Below are 14960 nucleotides of genomic sequence, written 5' to 3' on the forward strand. Positions count from 1 at the left end.
GAAAGCACCGGTCTTGAAAACCGGCATACGTTAATAGCGTATCTAGGGTTCAAATCCCTATCTCTCCGCCACTTTTAAAAAAAAAACCGCTGTTCTTACAGCGGTTTTTTTGTATCTGCTGTTTTTTAACCGCTGTTATCGAAACTTCTAATTGATTTTTCTCTAGCTCTTTCTCCAAGTTTTTGCGTACCTACTTTGGGTTTAGTTTACGCAGTAATACCTTCAATCGAAGACATTTCCATACGTCTCATTTGGGCTTCAAATAGAGCTTTCTTAAGTCTCAACGTGGGATGCTTAAACGCATTTTGATAGAGTTCCAGTCTAAATACTGCGGATGCACTTGGAGAAAAAATGAAGCTACTTTACTGGTTAGATGAATGGCAAGCTCTTACTCAACAAGAACAAGAGATGGCTTTACCTATCTCTGGCTACGATTTACTTGATGATGTGTTTGTGAAGTATGAACTCGTCGATCTTAACAAGCCATTGTTGTTTACATTTTCTCCTTCCGGTACTGATGTGCAGGTACAAGATTTAACTCCGGATTTTTCTCCTTGGGGCTACGAGCTCGGAATACAACAACAAGTAAACATTATTGCCTTTCAACATTTAGGACAAAGTAATTGGTTCCGTAGTCGGAATTTGATTTTCTTTCTGGAGCAGCTATCTGAGTTGCTTCATCCCTTCAAATGTCGTTTGGGTTATGGGCAAAGTCGAGGTGGCTTTGCAATTGGCGCGTTCGCTAACTTGCTGAAACTAGAACATCTTTTGTTGTTTTATCCTGTTAGCACTAAAAATAAAGCGTTAGTGCCTTGGGATGATCGGCCGAGTACTGAGCTTGCTCAGCAGTTTGCTTGGGAAAGCGGCTACCATGATCGAGATTTGGGCAATGCCAAAGGTTATATTATTTATGACCCATCCAATCGCATTGATCGTCTTCATGCTGAACGTTATCCAGAGCTTACCCATTTAAAAGTCGTCGGTATGGGACACGGCACTCAATCCACACAATTAGATAAATTAGAATTTTTTAATCTGGTGGCGCAGGAGTTTGTTCGCCATCAAACCTTAGATATTGACCAATTTAATAAGCAAATTCACGCTTTGTTTTAAAAGAGGACTGATATCAGAGTCCCCTGTAACCAGGGGGAGATGATCACACACTAAAAACTAGATTTTTAACACAATTGCTAGGCGCAATTTAGATGGAGGATTAATGAAGTTACTGTACTGGTTGGATGAATGGCTGGCTCTTTCTCGTGAAGAACAGCAAACCAGGCTACCGATGTCCGGGGAGGACTTACTTGATGATGTATTTGTTAAGTATGAGTTTGTCGACCGCAATAAACCGTTGTTGTTCACCTTTTCCCCTGCTGGTACGAATCTACAAGTACAGGACTTACACTCAGATTTTGCGCCTTGGGGTTATCGCTTAGCCCAGAAACAAAAAGTAAATATTATTTCATTTCAGCATCTTGGGAAAAGTAACTGGTTTCGCAGCCGTAATTTGATTTTCTTTCTAGAGCAGCTATCAACTTTACTTGAGCCTTTTGAATGTCGTTTAGGTTATGGGCTTAGCCGCGGTGGTTTTGCTATTGGTGCCTTTTCTAATCTATTAAAGTTGGATCAAGTATTGATGTTTCACCCGGTCAGCACAAAAAACAAAGTTTTGGTGCCATGGGATGATAGGCCAAGTACTGAACTTGCCCAACAATTTGATTGGGAAGGAAAGTATCACGACCTCGACCTTGGCGATGCAAAAGGCTATATCATTTATGATCCAACTAATGAAATCGACCGCCTTCACGCCAAACGCTACCCAGAGCTCACTCACTTAAGAGTCTTCGGGATGGGACATGGTACCCACGCGACGTATTTGAATAAATTCGGTTTTTATAAGCAAGTGGCCGTAGACTTTATACGTTATCAGAAGATAGATATAGCGCAGTTTCGTCATCAGACCAAAACGCTGCGCTTAAAAGAAGATTACTATCAGTGCCTTAACAAGGCGAATGCGAGCTCGCAGCATCGTTTAAACTTACTGAGTACCGCTCATAATGTACTAATTGAAGAAAAGAAAGAACATGTGAAGGAGCATCAAGCGCAAATCGATATTCAGCCACTTGTTGATATTGCACTTAAGCATGAGTATGACAACCCGCAAGATGCAGTACAGCTTTTGGAAGTCGCTCAGCAGCTGGTTCCGAATGATCCCGTTGTGGAGCACAAGTTGCAGCAACTGTCGTAGCGTTGAGGTGTAATGCGGACGATATTGGTCGAAATAGGTCAGTGGCTTTTGTCGCTGGCCTTTTTAATAGCTTATGGATTGATATGTCGATGAAATCTAATGAAGCAGTACAAAATAAAAAGCCCAAGCAAATGCTTGGGCTCCATAAATGTTAATGCGAGTTTTAAAACTCTTTTGGCGCAAAGCCTGTCATCACATCAAGGCGAAGTTCTTTACCAACTTTTGTTAATGGGTGAACGATTACTAAGCCGCGTACGCGTTTTTTCAGTTTGCCGATGTCCGCTTGTTCTGCTTTGGTGATTTCACGAGAGAATGGCATATCAAGTAAGCTTTTACGTTCTTTGTTCAGCTCATAGTTTTGCTTATGCTTTAACTGGTTAAGCTTTTTGGTTAGCTGTTCTACTTCATCCGTGAACTTTGTAATCATTTCGTGATCACCACGAGAACGTGCCGCATCAAGTTTACGTTGGCATGTATCTAAACGGTTGTGCAGCTTTTGAATATCAGTTTTTATGCTCATGGTAATTTGGCTCAAATTTTAAATAGTCGAGAAGTATAGCATAGCTGAGATCACACGCTCTACTATACTTCTCGATTGTCTGGCTTTAGTTAATCAGTTCATTGCCCGATACGTTACCAGAGAAAAAGGCTTCGACGTTATCAAGCGTCACAGAGGCAATATTATTAAGTGCTTCGTGAGTCAAGAATGCTTGGTGGCCAGTAAACAGCACGTTATGACAAGCCGATAAACGGCGGAAAACATCATCTACAATGACATCGTTAGATTTATCTTGGAAGAATAAGTCTTTTTCATTGTCATACACGTCTAGGCCAAGCGCACCAATCTTACCTTGTTTCAACGCTTCTATCGCCGCTAGTGAATCTAGCAACTCGCCTCGACTGGTGTTAATGATCATTACACCATCTTTCATTTGCGCGAAGGCTTTTTCGTTCAATAAGTGATAGTTTTCTTCACTCATTGGACAATGGAGAGAGATAACATCCGCATTAGCGTAGATTTCTTCAAGCGAACAGTAACGGGCTCCCATTTCTAGTGCTAATGGATTTTCGTAGGGGTCGTAGCAAAGCAGTTCCATGCCAAGCCCTTTGAAGATACGCATCGTCGCGATACCAATCTTACCCGTACCAATAACACCAACGGTTTTTCCGAAAAAGTTAAAGCCAACAAGACCTTCTAGCGAGAAGTTGGCGTCACGTGTCCGTTGGTAGGCCTTGTGAAGACGGCGGTTTAGACACATCATTAAACCAACCGTGTGCTCTGCCACTGCTTCTGGTGAGTAAGCAGGAACTCGAACCACTTGTAAGCCTAGTTCTTTGGCTGCTTGTTGATCAACTTTATCAAATCCCGCGCAGCGCATAGCAATAAGCTTGGTCCCGCCTAGAGAAAGCTGTTTAAGAACGGGAGCTGAAAGATCATCATTAACGAACGCACATACAACATCACTGCCGTGCGCCATCTTGGCTGTTTTTTCGGTTAGTCGGAAGTCGTGATAGTGAAATTCAAAATCGCGGTTATTTTTAATTTTATTAAAAGAGGCTTCGTCGTAGGATTTTGCACTAAAAAAAGCAATGTTAATCATGGTTCCCTCTCAAAAAGTGCGGACTTTATAAATAAATATGCTTATAAAGTAATGCAACTTAGCCGCAATGAATAGAGAAATCTTCTCTTTGACTTTTGTTGTATCAAATAACAATAAGAAGTACGCCTTTCAGCGAGTGCTATCTTACGGTTCCGCATTAGATACTGTTTGCTTTACGAGCATTAACTGACTAGCATTATCGCTCTTTTCTTGTTCACTTTATTAGCTTAGGCGTTACGACAATGTCAGTAAAATGGTGCTCTATGTTCTTGTGTTGTATGTTTGCTTCTGGCACTCACGCAGCTGTTGACCTCGTTAAAGTCGACAAGTCTAAGCGTCGAATGTATTTGATGGAACAAGGAGCAGTGCTAAAAGAATACCGAATTGCTTTAGGAGCGAACCCTCAAGGACATAAACAAGAAGAGGGAGACAATCGCACGCCAGAGGGCGAATACACTTTAGATTATGTTATAGAGGACTCTGCTTTTTATCGTTCTGTGCATATCAGTTACCCTGATGCGATTGATGCGTTGGAAGCGAAGCGCCGAGGTGTCTCCCCTGGAGGGAACATCAAAATTCATGGCTTAAAAAACGGTGAGAGTCAGTTGCCGATTTACATCCAAAGTTTTGATTGGACTAATGGGTGTATTGCGATTACCAACGAGGAGATGGATGAATTTATCCAGCTTGTCGAGATGGGGACACCAATTCAGATTGAGTGGTAATAAAAGGTCCCCTTTAATGTTCTGGCTCTTATAGGCTATGGCATAAAGCGCTGTGGATGATCACTAAAAATACCGTCTAATTGAGGTAGGTATTTCAGTTTATTTGGATTGTTCACCGTATAGCACATCACTTTGTAACCGGCTTGTTGGAGTTTGTTTATCTGGCGAGCACGAACCCAGTTAATGTTTAGGTTGCAGCTATAGGCACTAACTTCTTCCAAAAGGCGTTTATCTTTTCTCGTAAAGAATTCACTTAACACACCCAATCGGTAGCCACTGCAGTATTTGTGCATCGCTCTAATGACGTCATGACTAAAGCTCGATAGGAGTACATTCTCTTGCGGCATTGGACTTTTTGCTAACGCATTGGCGAGAGTCTGCACCACTTCTTCCGCTGGATGGTTGTCTACTTTAACTTCGATATTCAAGTTAAGCTTATTCTCAGTAGCTAAAGTGAGCAGTTCATCTAGTGTCAAGATCTTCTCGCCTGAAAAGTCTGTGCTAAACCAACTACCGAAATCTAATGCTTTTAACTCTTCCAGGGTGAGCTCATCAACACGCCCTTGTCCATTGCTGCATCGATTGACGGTATGATCATGGCAAACCACTAAAACATTATCTTTGGTAGGTTGTATATCCACTTCCACCCACTTTAATCCCAGGTCAATGGCTGCTTGAATGCTTATTTTTGTATTCTCAGGGTATGAACCTGCCACGCCACGGTGACCAATTAATAACGTTTCCATTCGCTTTATCTTTTGCTTTGCGGTTGCCAGATTGTACTCGTTTTTTCTATGAAGATATATCTAGGTGCATATTGTTAGGAACCTTTAGTACAAGTGAACATTAAACTCTAATAGTACGTTGCTGCTTCTTGGACTGAGTCCTGTGGACTTAAAGCCTTAGAGTGTGTAGTTGTTTAATTGGTAAATGAGTAATAAAATGCGAACCATTTTTATTTGAATGGTGAGTGGTAATGTCACGAGTTTTGATAGTCGATGATGACGTTCCTTTGTGTGAGCTGTTAGAAGCGGTTTTGCAAGAGGAGGGCTACATCGTATCTTCTGTGCATTGCGGTGAAAGTGCGCTGCAATATATGGAAAAAACGCCTGTAGATCTTGTATTGCTTGATGTCATGTTACCAAACCTTAACGGCATGCAAGTTGCTCGTAGGATCTGTCAGCGCTTCGCGACACCTATTCTAATGCTTACCGCTCTCAACGATGAAAACTCGATGCTTGATGGTTACCAAGCGGGGGCCGATCAGTATATCGGAAAGCCTTTTAATGTCGCTGAGCTTCTAATGCGCATCAAAGCGATTCTTCGTCGTGTTGGCTTGGAACGTCAACGTCAGACGATGTGTAGTACCGTTCAAACGATCAGTGACCAGCTTAATAGCTTACCCCTCACAAGTACGGAAGCTGAACTATTGAGCTACTTGGTAAAAAACCAAGGAGTCGTGATTTCAAAAGCAGAGCTTCAAACTGAAGTGTTAAAGAAAGAGCTGAGTCCTTTTGATCGCAACCTTGATATGCACATCAGTAACATACGTCGCAAGTTAGTTGAGGCGGGGCTTTCCAAGCAACATATCAAAACCTTCCGTGGCAAAGGTTACAGTTATTTAGAGGCTGTAAACCGTTAATGAAGCTCCGGTGTCCACCTTTTATTGCAAAACGTAAAGACAGCTTAGCGTTCAAGTTATTTAGTTGCATGACCGCAATTGTCATTAGCATTTTGGTCGTGCAATCCTTAGCGGAACAAGCTCTGGTGAAAGCCATGTTGAAAGTGCCCGATAGTGTGCGAGAAGAAATGCTAGACCTTGCACATCAAGCTAACGTATTGATTGAGCACGGAGACATGGACGAACTTGCTGACTGGGCAAATGCGCAAAACTTTTATTTATTTGTGTTGAATGAACATCAGCAACCAGTTACGCACCGTCTGATGCATCCGCACTTCGAGTTCAAACTTCAATTTAAGAGAAGCATCGATGATCAACTTGAGGGGAAAGTGAATCGCCCCATCATCAATATTCCTTTAGTTCATGGCAATACTTTAGTGATTCAATTGCCACATCGACTGCACCCTGCAAATGACTTCATTCTGTATTTCTCTATTCTCAAAGTCGTGATTGCAGTGGTTATTTTGGCGCTCTTTTCGCTGCTAATGGCACGTAACTTACAGCAACCATTGGATCGATTGAGAGAAGCAAGCAAAAAGCTATCTAATGGCGATTTTAATGTTAGTGTCGTGAAAGAGCTGAAGTCGAGCACGCGTGAGTTTAACGAGTTAGCGCAAGACTTCGATCACATGACGCAACAGATTCATTCTCTCGCTGAAAAGCAGCGACTGCTTATAAGAGATGTCTCTCACGAATTGAGAACGCCGTTAGCGAGGCAGAACTTGGTTCTGCATCTTTTGCGAAAGCGTGTTGGAGAAAGTGAGCAAAGCCTAGTGACAAGGCTAGAAGATGAAGCAAAAGAGCTAAACCATTTGATCAGCGATATATTGGAGTTCAGTCGCTTGGAAAATGCGCGCTTCGACAAAGCCACGAAACGCTGTGATTTAGAAGTTTTGCTCTCCCCGCAAGTAGAACGTTGCAAAATAGATTTGAAGTCAGAACAGACGTTGTCTTTCCGCTCAGAAGCTGTATGTGCTAAAGCCATTTGTGAAGAAACGCTGGTCATTCGTTGTTTGAACAATCTTATTGGTAATGCCATTAAATATTCAGGACAAGCATCTCAGATAGAAGTTTCTCTGGAAAATTATGTCAAAGAAGGGCAGCAATTCACCACCATGTCAGTATCTGATAATGGGCCTGGTATTCCAGAGAACAAGCTGGTCGATATTTTTGATCCGTTTACACGCTTAGATGCTTCTAGAGATAAAAAGCTTGGTGGCTACGGTTTAGGTCTTGCGATTGTCAAAGAATCCATGCGTATTATGGGTGGAGCAGTTACGGCGAAAAACCGTGAGCAAGGTGGTCTGAGGGTTACTTTAGTGTTCAAGCAATAAGTATGATTAAGTCGTAATTTTTGTGACTAAAGTCACATTATAATGGCGCATCATCAGAGAGTACTTTACAAAAGTTTGCAAATGCAAAGAATGTAAATTTAATGCAAATGGTAATACTTATCACTTATATTCACCCGCGAAATAATTAAGAGGGAATCGCATTCAACAAGTATGTGACCCGAAAAATAATAATCGGAGTGAAAGGATATGTTTACTAAGAGCCATTTGGCGTTAGTGATCGGTGCAGTGTTAGCAACACCTGCAGTGGCGGAAGTTCAAACAGACGAACATGTAGTTGTAGAAGGTCGAGAGTTCGGCTACAAGGCAGATACAAACAGTACAGCAATGCGCATGGAAATGACGCAGCTGGAAACGCCGGGACAAGTAGCGGTTATCGATGAAACGGTAATTGATGAGCAGCGTGCAAGTACACTTGGTGAAGTGCTACGTAACGATGCAAGTGTTAGCGCGGGTGGTACAAGCCGTAACCGCGAACGTTTCTCTCTACGTGGTTTTGAACTTAGCAGTTCAGACGGTTTTCTTCGTGATGGTCGTCAACACTGGTCACACTACCGTCAGCCAATTGAGCTTTTAGAGCGTGTTGAAGTGCTTAAAGGTCCATCAGGTCTGCTATACGGTAAATCTGAGCCGGGTGGTTTGGTAAACATGGTTTCGAAAAAACCAACAACTCAAACACAAGCAAGTTTGAGTCAAGATCTAGGTTCGAATGATCACTCACGCACTGTGCTTGATGTGAGTGGCGCGCTAAATGATGCAGAGACACTGCGAGCGCGCGCAATTTTTGCCAAAGAAAGCTACGGCTCTTGGCGCAGGTACGGTGATGGCACTGAGCCTAAAACAGATCGTACGGTAGCTGGCCTAGTGGTTGAGTACGATATCACAGACAACTTTATGGTATCGGCTCATTACGATCGCACGAAAGACGATGGTAGCGTGGACTCTGGCGCATACATTGTTGATGGCAAAGCGGTTCGCGGTGATAAGTACATTTGGGATGCGCAGTGGTCTGAAATTGATAACGAAGTAGAAAACTACGGTGTCGATATTAATGCGCAAGTCACGGATAACGTGAACGTAAAAGCAGGTTACAACCGCCAAGACTTTAAGCGTTTTGATGTAGAGTCTTACCCTAAGTTTGATCAGTATGAAGAGTTAAATACGATTAAGCATCGAGGCAACGATCGCTCCGATAATTGGGTATTTGATACTGCATATATAGATGTGACGACGGACTTTACTTTGTTCGGTACGGAAAACACGTTGTTAGTGGGCGCTAACTACTTAGATTACAGTTATGATCGCTTTATGGCAATTCATAATGAGGCGAGTATTGCTCCAGGAGAAACGGTGCCTAAGCCTAGCTATCGTAGTTCGAAGAAATCACCAACAGCTGAGTACGATACTTGGGGTATCTACGCGCAAAATATGATGACGATTAATGATTACTGGCAAGTGCTTGCAGGTGTTCGTTATGACGAAAAGCGTGATGATGAACTGACCGAAAACCAGGTTTCTCCAAAATTTGGTGTCATTTTCCACCCATCGACGAATGGCTCGGTTTACGTTCAGTATTCTGAAAGCTTCATGCCTCAAGGTGAAGTCAGCAACGGTAGTCGTACCTACATCAATGAAGGTGAGAAACTCGACGCTGAGCGTGGTATCTCTTATGAAATCGGTACGAAGTGGGAACTGTTTGATCAGCGTTTATTTGTATCTGGTGCTGTGTTTGATATCACGTTAGAGAACATCTCGCTGGATGTTGAAAGCGGCAAAGACGCGGGCGGCAATCTCCTACACAAGAAAACGCAAGGTGGTGAGCAAGTTCACAAAGGCGCTGAGTTAATGGCTCAAGGTTTTGTGACCTCAGAGTTGTCGCTAACCGCTTCTGCAATGTATTTGGATGCAGAGCTTAAGAAGGCAGAAAGATATGAAGGTAACCGCCCTGTAGACGTGCCAGAGTTCTCGGCAAGTCTATGGTCTAGCTACAAGGTTCAAGACAACACTAACTTAAACCTTGGTTTGATTTATGAAGGTGATCGCTACGGTGATGCAAAGAACACCTTCAAGAAAGATGGCTACGCTCGCGTTGATATGGGCGTGTCATACAAACATAAGTACGATGAAAACTTGGATATTATTGCTCGATTCAATGTCGAAAACTTATTCGATACCGACTACTTCGCAGGTGGTGGTAGCACGAATGGCGAGCAAAAAGGTGCGAGTGGGGTTGTGGTTGGAGAAAGCCGCAACTACATGGCAACAATCCAGTTCAAGTACTGATAACAATTTGATTATTAAAGGGGAAGGGTAGTCTTCCCCTTTGGTCGTTTTTGGAACACAGAAATATAACTCGTATGAATCTAATGAAATCAAGTATCGCTCTGTTGATATCATCGGTTTTGATTCCCGCTCACGCGGCGAACTTAAACGATGCACAAGCTGTGCAGAGTAAAACAAACCAGTCGTCGGCGGTAAGCCAAAAACGTATTGATGCAAGCGCAGAAAAATCACTTACTCTAGAAGCTGAAATTGAGCAGCTGCAAGAGGAAGTCGGTAACTTGAAGATTTATCGCGATCATCTTGCAAGCCTTGTTGAAAGTCAAAATCAAGAAGTTGATAGCTTGAACGAGCAAATTGAGCAGATTGCTCAAACTCGTCAAGGTGTCGTGCCTTTGATGTATCACATGCTTGAGGGCTTAAAAGTGCTCGTCGCTAACGACAAGCCTATACGCAAAGCGCAACGTGAGGAGCGAATTGCAAAGCTGGATTCCATGATGACGCGTGCAGACGTTGCGGATGCAGAGAAGTTTCGTCGTATTTTAGAAGCGTACCAAATTGAAATGGATTACGGCACCAAGCTTGGCGTTTACCAAGGCAAGATTAACCTGGGTGACAATGAAGCTGTGGAGGCGGACATTCTCTATTTAGGCCGTTTGTCTTTGGTAGCGCGTAGCTTATCTGGTGACACATTTTGGAGCTGGTCGCAGCAAAAACACGCATGGCAACAAGTGGGTTCTGAGCAAAAATCAGAGCTAGACAAAGCGTTCGCTATGGCGAATAAACAGATCGCGCCGAGCATGTTAACTCTGCCAGTGTCGTTAACCGCTGCGGAGGGCAAATAAATGATGAAAAAATGGTTATCGGTTGCATTAATCTCGACAGCCGCATTAATGCCTCATACAACTTTTGCTAGTGATGCGTTGTTACAAAAGGCGCAGCAAGAAAATCGTCAACAGCAATCGCACAATGTCGCGCGTGAATCAGGTTTTAAGCAAACAGAGCAAGAGCTACAGGCTATAAAGAATAAATTGGTGGCAGAGCGGGCTGCTCTTCAAGCAGAAGCGGACTCATTAAGTGTTACCTTCGGTGAAAATGAAGCAGAACTGGCACAGCTAGAAGAAAAGTTGCGTCTAGAAACCGGGAGCCTAGGTGAGTTATTTGGCGTCGTTCGCCAGAACGCAAAAGAGCTAGAGTCTGAGCTAAAAAGCTCAGTAACCGGTGTCGATGCAAACTCATATCAGAAAGATATCGATGCTATTGTTGCGGCTAAATCACTGCCAACGTTGACCCAACTTCAGGCGATGTGGCGCAGCATGGAAGAACAAATCAAAGCAAGCGGTGAAATGGCAAACGTCTCTTTCACACTGCTAAATGGCGAAGGTCGTGAACAAACGGTTAATGGTGTTCGTCTTGGTTCTATGGCGCTGCTGGATGAGACTGGCTACGTTAAGTGGAATGGTCAACGCGGAGACGCGGTAAACTATCTTCGTCAGCCTGAGAACGGTCCAACAGCGAATACTATTTCCTCTGGTGACATTGATGCACTTGTCATTGATCCGTCACGTGGCATTCTTCTTGAACAGCTTGCAAACTCACCGACTTTGGCTGATCGCCTAAATGCGGGTGGCGTTGTCGGTAAAATCATCCTTGGTTTATTGGCTATCGGCCTATTGATCGCGCTCGTACGTGGTGCATCACTGATGATTTCGCGCCAGAAAATCATGAAGCAACTGAAAACCCCAGCGCAGCCAGGAAACAACCCTTTGGGTCGCGTGCTTGCGGTATACCAGAAAGACAAGCATCGCAGCGTAGAAGCGTTAGAACTACGTCTTTTGGAAGCTGTTGTTGATGAGCAAACCCACCTAGAAAAAGGGTTGTCGATGCTTAAGCTTCTTGCTGCTCTAGCTCCTATGCTTGGCCTACTAGGCACGGTAACGGGTATGATCGAAACCTTCCAAGTCATCACTCAATTTGGTAATGGTGATCCGAAAGTAATGGCGGGTGGTATTTCAATGGCACTTGTGACTACCGTACTTGGCCTTGTTTCAGCCATGCCTTTGCTATTAGCGCACAACGTATTGAGCTCTCAAGCAGAAAATATTCGCAGTATCTTAGAAAAACAAGGCATCGGTTTAGTTGCAGAACAAGCTGAGCGTGATATGCCGAGTAACAAAAGTCACTCTAACACCTTAGCGGAGAACGCAGCGTAATGGAGCAGATCCTACTCAGCACATTGGGTTTGATCAGTGAGGATTGGGCCACAACCTTGATGAGCTTTATGCAGCAAGGTGGTCAAATCCTATGGTGGCTGGCCGCCGTCGTGGCGGTGTGCTGGCTGTTGGTTATGGAGCGAGTTATTTATCTCACAACGGTTTTCCCAGGGGTAAAAAAACAGCTTTGTGAGCAGTGGCAAGCAAGATCAGAGCACCACTCTTGGTACGCGCATCAAATCCGTGAAGGATGGATTGCAAAAGCGCAAATCGAACTGCGCCAAAACCTATCGACTATTAAGCTACTTGTGGCGGTTTGCCCAATGCTAGGGTTGTTAGGGACGGTGACAGGCATGATTACGGTGTTTGACGTAATGGCATCGCAAGGCAGCAGCAATCCGAAATTGATGGCTTCTGGTATCTCACTTGCTACGCTGCCAACCATGGCAGGTATGGTAGCAGCGCTTGCGGGCATGTTTATTCATGCTCGCCTTAGCAAAGTGTGTGAACGAAAAGCTATCCAGTTAGAACAATCTTTAAGGAGTCAAAAGTGAGACTCGGACGCAGACCTAACCAACAAGATGAAGCTCAAGTCGATTTAACCTCGATGCTTGATATCGTCTTCATCATGTTGATCTTCTTCATTGTGACCAGTTCGTTTGTACGTGAATCCGGTGTAGAAGTTAATCGCCCTCAGGCTTCTAATGTAGTAAGCCAAAAAGATGCGGGCATTTTTATCGCAGTAACGGCAGCGAATGATGTGTACATCGACAAACGAGTGGTTGATATTGAGCGTGTTGAGGCCTCTATTGAGCACCTGTTACTTGATCAGCCTGATGCCTCGTTAGTTATCCAAGCTGACGAGCATGCTTACAATGGCACTGTCGTGAAAGTGATGGACGCTGCAAAGGCGGCGGGTGTGAAGAACATTGCATTGGCGGCGGAGAAACCTTAATGGGCAGGCTGTTACTTGCACTACCAGCATCACTGTTAATTTCTGTGAGCTTGTTTAGCTTTATGGCGTGGATGGTTGATAAAGGCAACCAGCGTGCACCAGAAGCTTCAGAAGCCGTTCGTTTTGATATGGTGATGGTAGAGAATGAAGCAGACGTGCAGCGTCGTCAACGTTCAGTGCCGGAGCAACCAGAACCACCTCAAGCGCCGGAGCCAATGGATCTGTCTCAAGCTGACACTCAAATGGAACCAATGAGTCAGATGACGCCAGTCAGTGCTTTAGGTTTAAACACAGCCCTTGAAGGCATCGCGATTAGCGCCCCAAACTTGAAGGGAACAATGGGCAACCAGCAAGCACTGCCGTTGTATCGTGTTGATCCTCGCTATCCAAGTAAGGCGCTGAAACGTAGAGTGGAAGGTTATGTCATTATGCGTTTCACGATCGATGCAACTGGACGACCAAAAGATATTGAAGTGATCGAGGCTGAGCCCGAGCGCATGTTTGAAAGAGAAGCAATCCGTGCGCTTAAAAAATGGAAGTATCAGCCAAAAGTTGAGGATGGTGTGTCAATTGAGCAGTTCGGACAAACCGCTAAAGTGGAGTTCAAGTTAGCCAAATGATGAAAAAATTCTTAATCGGTACGGTATTAAGCCTGAGTGCACTCTCAACCATTGCCAGTGAGTTAAGCCAATACACCGCAGCGAGAGTTCAACGAGCACACAACTTGGCTCAAGAAGAGAAACTGAAAGAAGCGATTTCATCTCTTGAAGCTATGGAGCTTTCTCGTGGATATGACCAAGCTTATGTCGCTCGAATGTTGGGTATTTTTTACTGGCAGAATGAGCAAACTCAAGCGGCGATTAAGCAACTTGAGTTGGCAGTCAATAGTGGTTTGCTACAAGATGAGCAATCATGGCAAACCCGAAAAATGTTGGCTGATATACTGCTGAACGAGCAACGTTTTTCTAAGGCGTTACCTCATTACTATGCCTTGAGCAAAAACATTCCTAAAGGTCAAAAAGCGCATGAGCTATGGCTACGTATTTCCCAATCTCATTATCAACTGAGTCAGTGGCAAAAAGTGCTTTCAGCAATGGCTCGTTATGAGAAGTTTGGTCAGCCAGACAAGCTTGGCGCATTGTCGATAAAGCTTTCTGCTGAGCTAGAACTGAAAAAGTGGAAGCCGGCAATCTCGACCATCAAACGCTTAATCGTGATTGAACCTGAGCGAATTGAATGGTGGCGTCAGCTTGTTGCTCTATACCTACGGGTTGATGACAACAAACGTGCCCTAGACTCTTTGGCGTTGGCAAAACTGAAAGGGTTACAACTTAGCCAAGATGACTTAAAGCTGCTGGCACAATTGTACGCGAAACGAGGTATTCCTGAGAGAGCTGCGTTGGTGATGAACGAGCTAGAGGATGTAAACTCGAATAGTAAGCTAAAAGCTCAGCAAGCAACGTATTGGCAAATGGCAAAAGAGTGGGAAGAGTCTATTGATAGCTGGCGTATTGCAGCTCAGCTAGATAGGCAGTATTACTGGAACTATTCTCAACTGTTGGTGCAAGAAGGCCATTATAAAGATGCCATTGCCGCGCTCGATAATGTCAGAGGTCGTAAAGCGGATGTTGCACTTATCAAAACTCGCGCTTACTACAAACTTAAGCGGTTTGACGATGCGCTCGCTAATGCCAAAAGAGCGAATGAGATTAAGCCATCGAATCAGGCAAAAAGTTGGGTTAAGTATCTATCTCAGCTAAGCAAAGTAGAATCGACGCAGAACTCATAGCGAACATTTTTATTAAATACCCGAGCTCAGTCTCGGGTATTTTTTTGTTTTCAGCCCTAAACCACCTACTTCAGTAGGTGGTTATCATCCGTTTCGGCTTTGCCTGTAAAACTACT

The 14960-nt window shown here is 43.9% G+C and carries 15 protein-coding genes; 12 read left to right on the plus strand and 3 right to left on the minus strand.

Features of this window, described 5'->3' with window-relative positions:
- Positions 1–351: 351 nt before the first annotated feature.
- Together R7Z49_RS22395 and R7Z49_RS22400 are read left to right on the plus strand one after the other, a co-directional pair.
- Complete coding sequence (locus tag R7Z49_RS22395) at positions 352–1113, plus strand: hypothetical protein (protein WP_005374276.1); 762 nt, start codon at positions 352–354, stop codon at positions 1111–1113.
- 103 nt (positions 1114–1216) lie between these two features.
- Positions 1217–2248 (plus strand): hypothetical protein, encoded by a 1032-nt coding sequence (locus R7Z49_RS22400; protein ID WP_005374275.1) that lies wholly within the window; start codon positions 1217–1219, stop codon positions 2246–2248.
- Between the two features lie 163 nt (positions 2249–2411).
- Here the strand turns inward: R7Z49_RS22400 and R7Z49_RS22405 are convergent, their stop codons facing one another.
- Together R7Z49_RS22405 and R7Z49_RS22410 are read right to left on the minus strand one after the other, a co-directional pair.
- The gene (locus tag R7Z49_RS22405; protein WP_005374274.1) at positions 2412–2768 is read right to left on the minus strand and encodes a YibL family ribosome-associated protein; all 357 of its coding nucleotides are present in this window, start codon (positions 2766–2768) and stop codon (positions 2412–2414) included.
- 85 nt (positions 2769–2853) lie between these two features.
- The gene (locus R7Z49_RS22410; protein ID WP_033906222.1) at positions 2854–3849 is read right to left on the minus strand and encodes a 2-hydroxyacid dehydrogenase; all 996 of its coding nucleotides are present in this window, start codon (positions 3847–3849) and stop codon (positions 2854–2856) included.
- A gap of 242 nt (positions 3850–4091) precedes the next feature.
- Here R7Z49_RS22410 and R7Z49_RS22415 point away from each other — a divergent pair, with 242 nt between their 5' ends.
- Positions 4092–4574 (plus strand): murein L,D-transpeptidase family protein, encoded by a 483-nt coding sequence (locus R7Z49_RS22415; RefSeq protein ID WP_047102844.1) that lies wholly within the window; start codon positions 4092–4094, stop codon positions 4572–4574.
- A gap of 35 nt (positions 4575–4609) precedes the next feature.
- Here the strand turns inward: R7Z49_RS22415 and R7Z49_RS22420 are convergent, their stop codons facing one another.
- Positions 4610–5320, minus strand: coding sequence for a glycerophosphodiester phosphodiesterase family protein (locus R7Z49_RS22420; protein ID WP_318112063.1), 711 nt, complete (start codon positions 5318–5320; stop codon positions 4610–4612).
- 230 nt (positions 5321–5550) lie between these two features.
- On the opposite strand from R7Z49_RS22420, the gene R7Z49_RS22425 reads away from it, so the two are divergent.
- From R7Z49_RS22425 to R7Z49_RS22465, 9 genes are all read left to right on the plus strand, one after another.
- Complete coding sequence (locus R7Z49_RS22425) at positions 5551–6216, plus strand: response regulator transcription factor (protein ID WP_005386018.1); 666 nt, start codon at positions 5551–5553, stop codon at positions 6214–6216.
- Positions 6216–7589 carry a sensor histidine kinase gene (locus tag R7Z49_RS22430; RefSeq protein ID WP_064369509.1) on the plus strand — a complete coding sequence of 458 codons (1374 nt, stop codon included), beginning with the start codon at positions 6216–6218 and terminating at the stop codon, positions 7587–7589. Before R7Z49_RS22425 ends, R7Z49_RS22430 begins: the two co-directional genes overlap by 1 nt.
- A gap of 207 nt (positions 7590–7796) precedes the next feature.
- Positions 7797–9890: a TonB-dependent siderophore receptor gene (locus tag R7Z49_RS22435; protein WP_206955103.1), complete on the plus strand. Its 2094-nt coding sequence runs from the start codon at positions 7797–7799 to the stop codon at positions 9888–9890.
- A gap of 74 nt (positions 9891–9964) precedes the next feature.
- Positions 9965–10732 carry a DUF3450 domain-containing protein gene (locus R7Z49_RS22440; RefSeq protein ID WP_005386010.1) on the plus strand — a complete coding sequence of 256 codons (768 nt, stop codon included), beginning with the start codon at positions 9965–9967 and terminating at the stop codon, positions 10730–10732.
- The gene (locus tag R7Z49_RS22445) at positions 10733–12100 is read left to right on the plus strand and encodes a MotA/TolQ/ExbB proton channel family protein (RefSeq protein ID WP_171345943.1); all 1368 of its coding nucleotides are present in this window, start codon (positions 10733–10735) and stop codon (positions 12098–12100) included.
- Positions 12100–12654 carry a MotA/TolQ/ExbB proton channel family protein gene (locus R7Z49_RS22450; protein WP_017635540.1) on the plus strand — a complete coding sequence of 185 codons (555 nt, stop codon included), beginning with the start codon at positions 12100–12102 and terminating at the stop codon, positions 12652–12654. Before R7Z49_RS22445 ends, R7Z49_RS22450 begins: the two co-directional genes overlap by 1 nt.
- Entirely contained in the window at positions 12651–13055 is a 405-nt protein-coding gene (locus R7Z49_RS22455; RefSeq protein ID WP_005374257.1) for an ExbD/TolR family protein, read from the plus strand. Before R7Z49_RS22450 ends, R7Z49_RS22455 begins: the two co-directional genes overlap by 4 nt.
- Positions 13055–13675 carry an energy transducer TonB gene (locus R7Z49_RS22460; protein ID WP_005374256.1) on the plus strand — a complete coding sequence of 207 codons (621 nt, stop codon included), beginning with the start codon at positions 13055–13057 and terminating at the stop codon, positions 13673–13675. The genes R7Z49_RS22455 and R7Z49_RS22460 overlap by 1 nt, the downstream gene beginning before the upstream one ends.
- Positions 13672–14844 carry a hypothetical protein gene (locus R7Z49_RS22465; RefSeq protein ID WP_318112064.1) on the plus strand — a complete coding sequence of 391 codons (1173 nt, stop codon included), beginning with the start codon at positions 13672–13674 and terminating at the stop codon, positions 14842–14844. Before R7Z49_RS22460 ends, R7Z49_RS22465 begins: the two co-directional genes overlap by 4 nt.
- Positions 14845–14960: the final 116 nt, after the last annotated feature.

It is taken from the genome of Vibrio sp. 1562, from assembly GCF_033340155.1.
In the GTDB taxonomy this organism is placed as follows: domain Bacteria; phylum Pseudomonadota; class Gammaproteobacteria; order Enterobacterales; family Vibrionaceae; genus Vibrio; species Vibrio alginolyticus.

Coding starts and splice junctions, on each gene's coding strand:
- R7Z49_RS22395 (WP_005374276.1), top strand. CDS start 352: ATGAAGCTACTTTACTGGTTAGATGAATGGCAAGCTCTTACTCAACAA.
- R7Z49_RS22430 (WP_064369509.1), top strand. CDS start 6,216: ATGAAGCTCCGGTGTCCACCTTTTATTGCAAAACGTAAAGACAGCTTA.
- R7Z49_RS22460 (WP_005374256.1), top strand. CDS start 13,055: ATGGGCAGGCTGTTACTTGCACTACCAGCATCACTGTTAATTTCTGTG.
- R7Z49_RS22435 (WP_206955103.1), top strand. CDS start 7,797: ATGTTTACTAAGAGCCATTTGGCGTTAGTGATCGGTGCAGTGTTAGCA.
- R7Z49_RS22425 (WP_005386018.1), top strand. CDS start 5,551: ATGTCACGAGTTTTGATAGTCGATGATGACGTTCCTTTGTGTGAGCTG.
- R7Z49_RS22415 (WP_047102844.1), top strand. CDS start 4,092: ATGTCAGTAAAATGGTGCTCTATGTTCTTGTGTTGTATGTTTGCTTCT.
- R7Z49_RS22445 (WP_171345943.1), top strand. CDS start 10,733: ATGATGAAAAAATGGTTATCGGTTGCATTAATCTCGACAGCCGCATTA.
- R7Z49_RS22400 (WP_005374275.1), top strand. CDS start 1,217: ATGAAGTTACTGTACTGGTTGGATGAATGGCTGGCTCTTTCTCGTGAA.
- R7Z49_RS22420 (WP_318112063.1), bottom strand. CDS start 5,320: ATGGAAACGTTATTAATTGGTCACCGTGGCGTGGCAGGTTCATACCCT.
- R7Z49_RS22450 (WP_017635540.1), top strand. CDS start 12,100: ATGGAGCAGATCCTACTCAGCACATTGGGTTTGATCAGTGAGGATTGG.
- R7Z49_RS22405 (WP_005374274.1), bottom strand. CDS start 2,768: ATGAGCATAAAAACTGATATTCAAAAGCTGCACAACCGTTTAGATACA.
- R7Z49_RS22465 (WP_318112064.1), top strand. CDS start 13,672: ATGATGAAAAAATTCTTAATCGGTACGGTATTAAGCCTGAGTGCACTC.
- R7Z49_RS22410 (WP_033906222.1), bottom strand. CDS start 3,849: ATGATTAACATTGCTTTTTTTAGTGCAAAATCCTACGACGAAGCCTCT.
- R7Z49_RS22440 (WP_005386010.1), top strand. CDS start 9,965: ATGAATCTAATGAAATCAAGTATCGCTCTGTTGATATCATCGGTTTTG.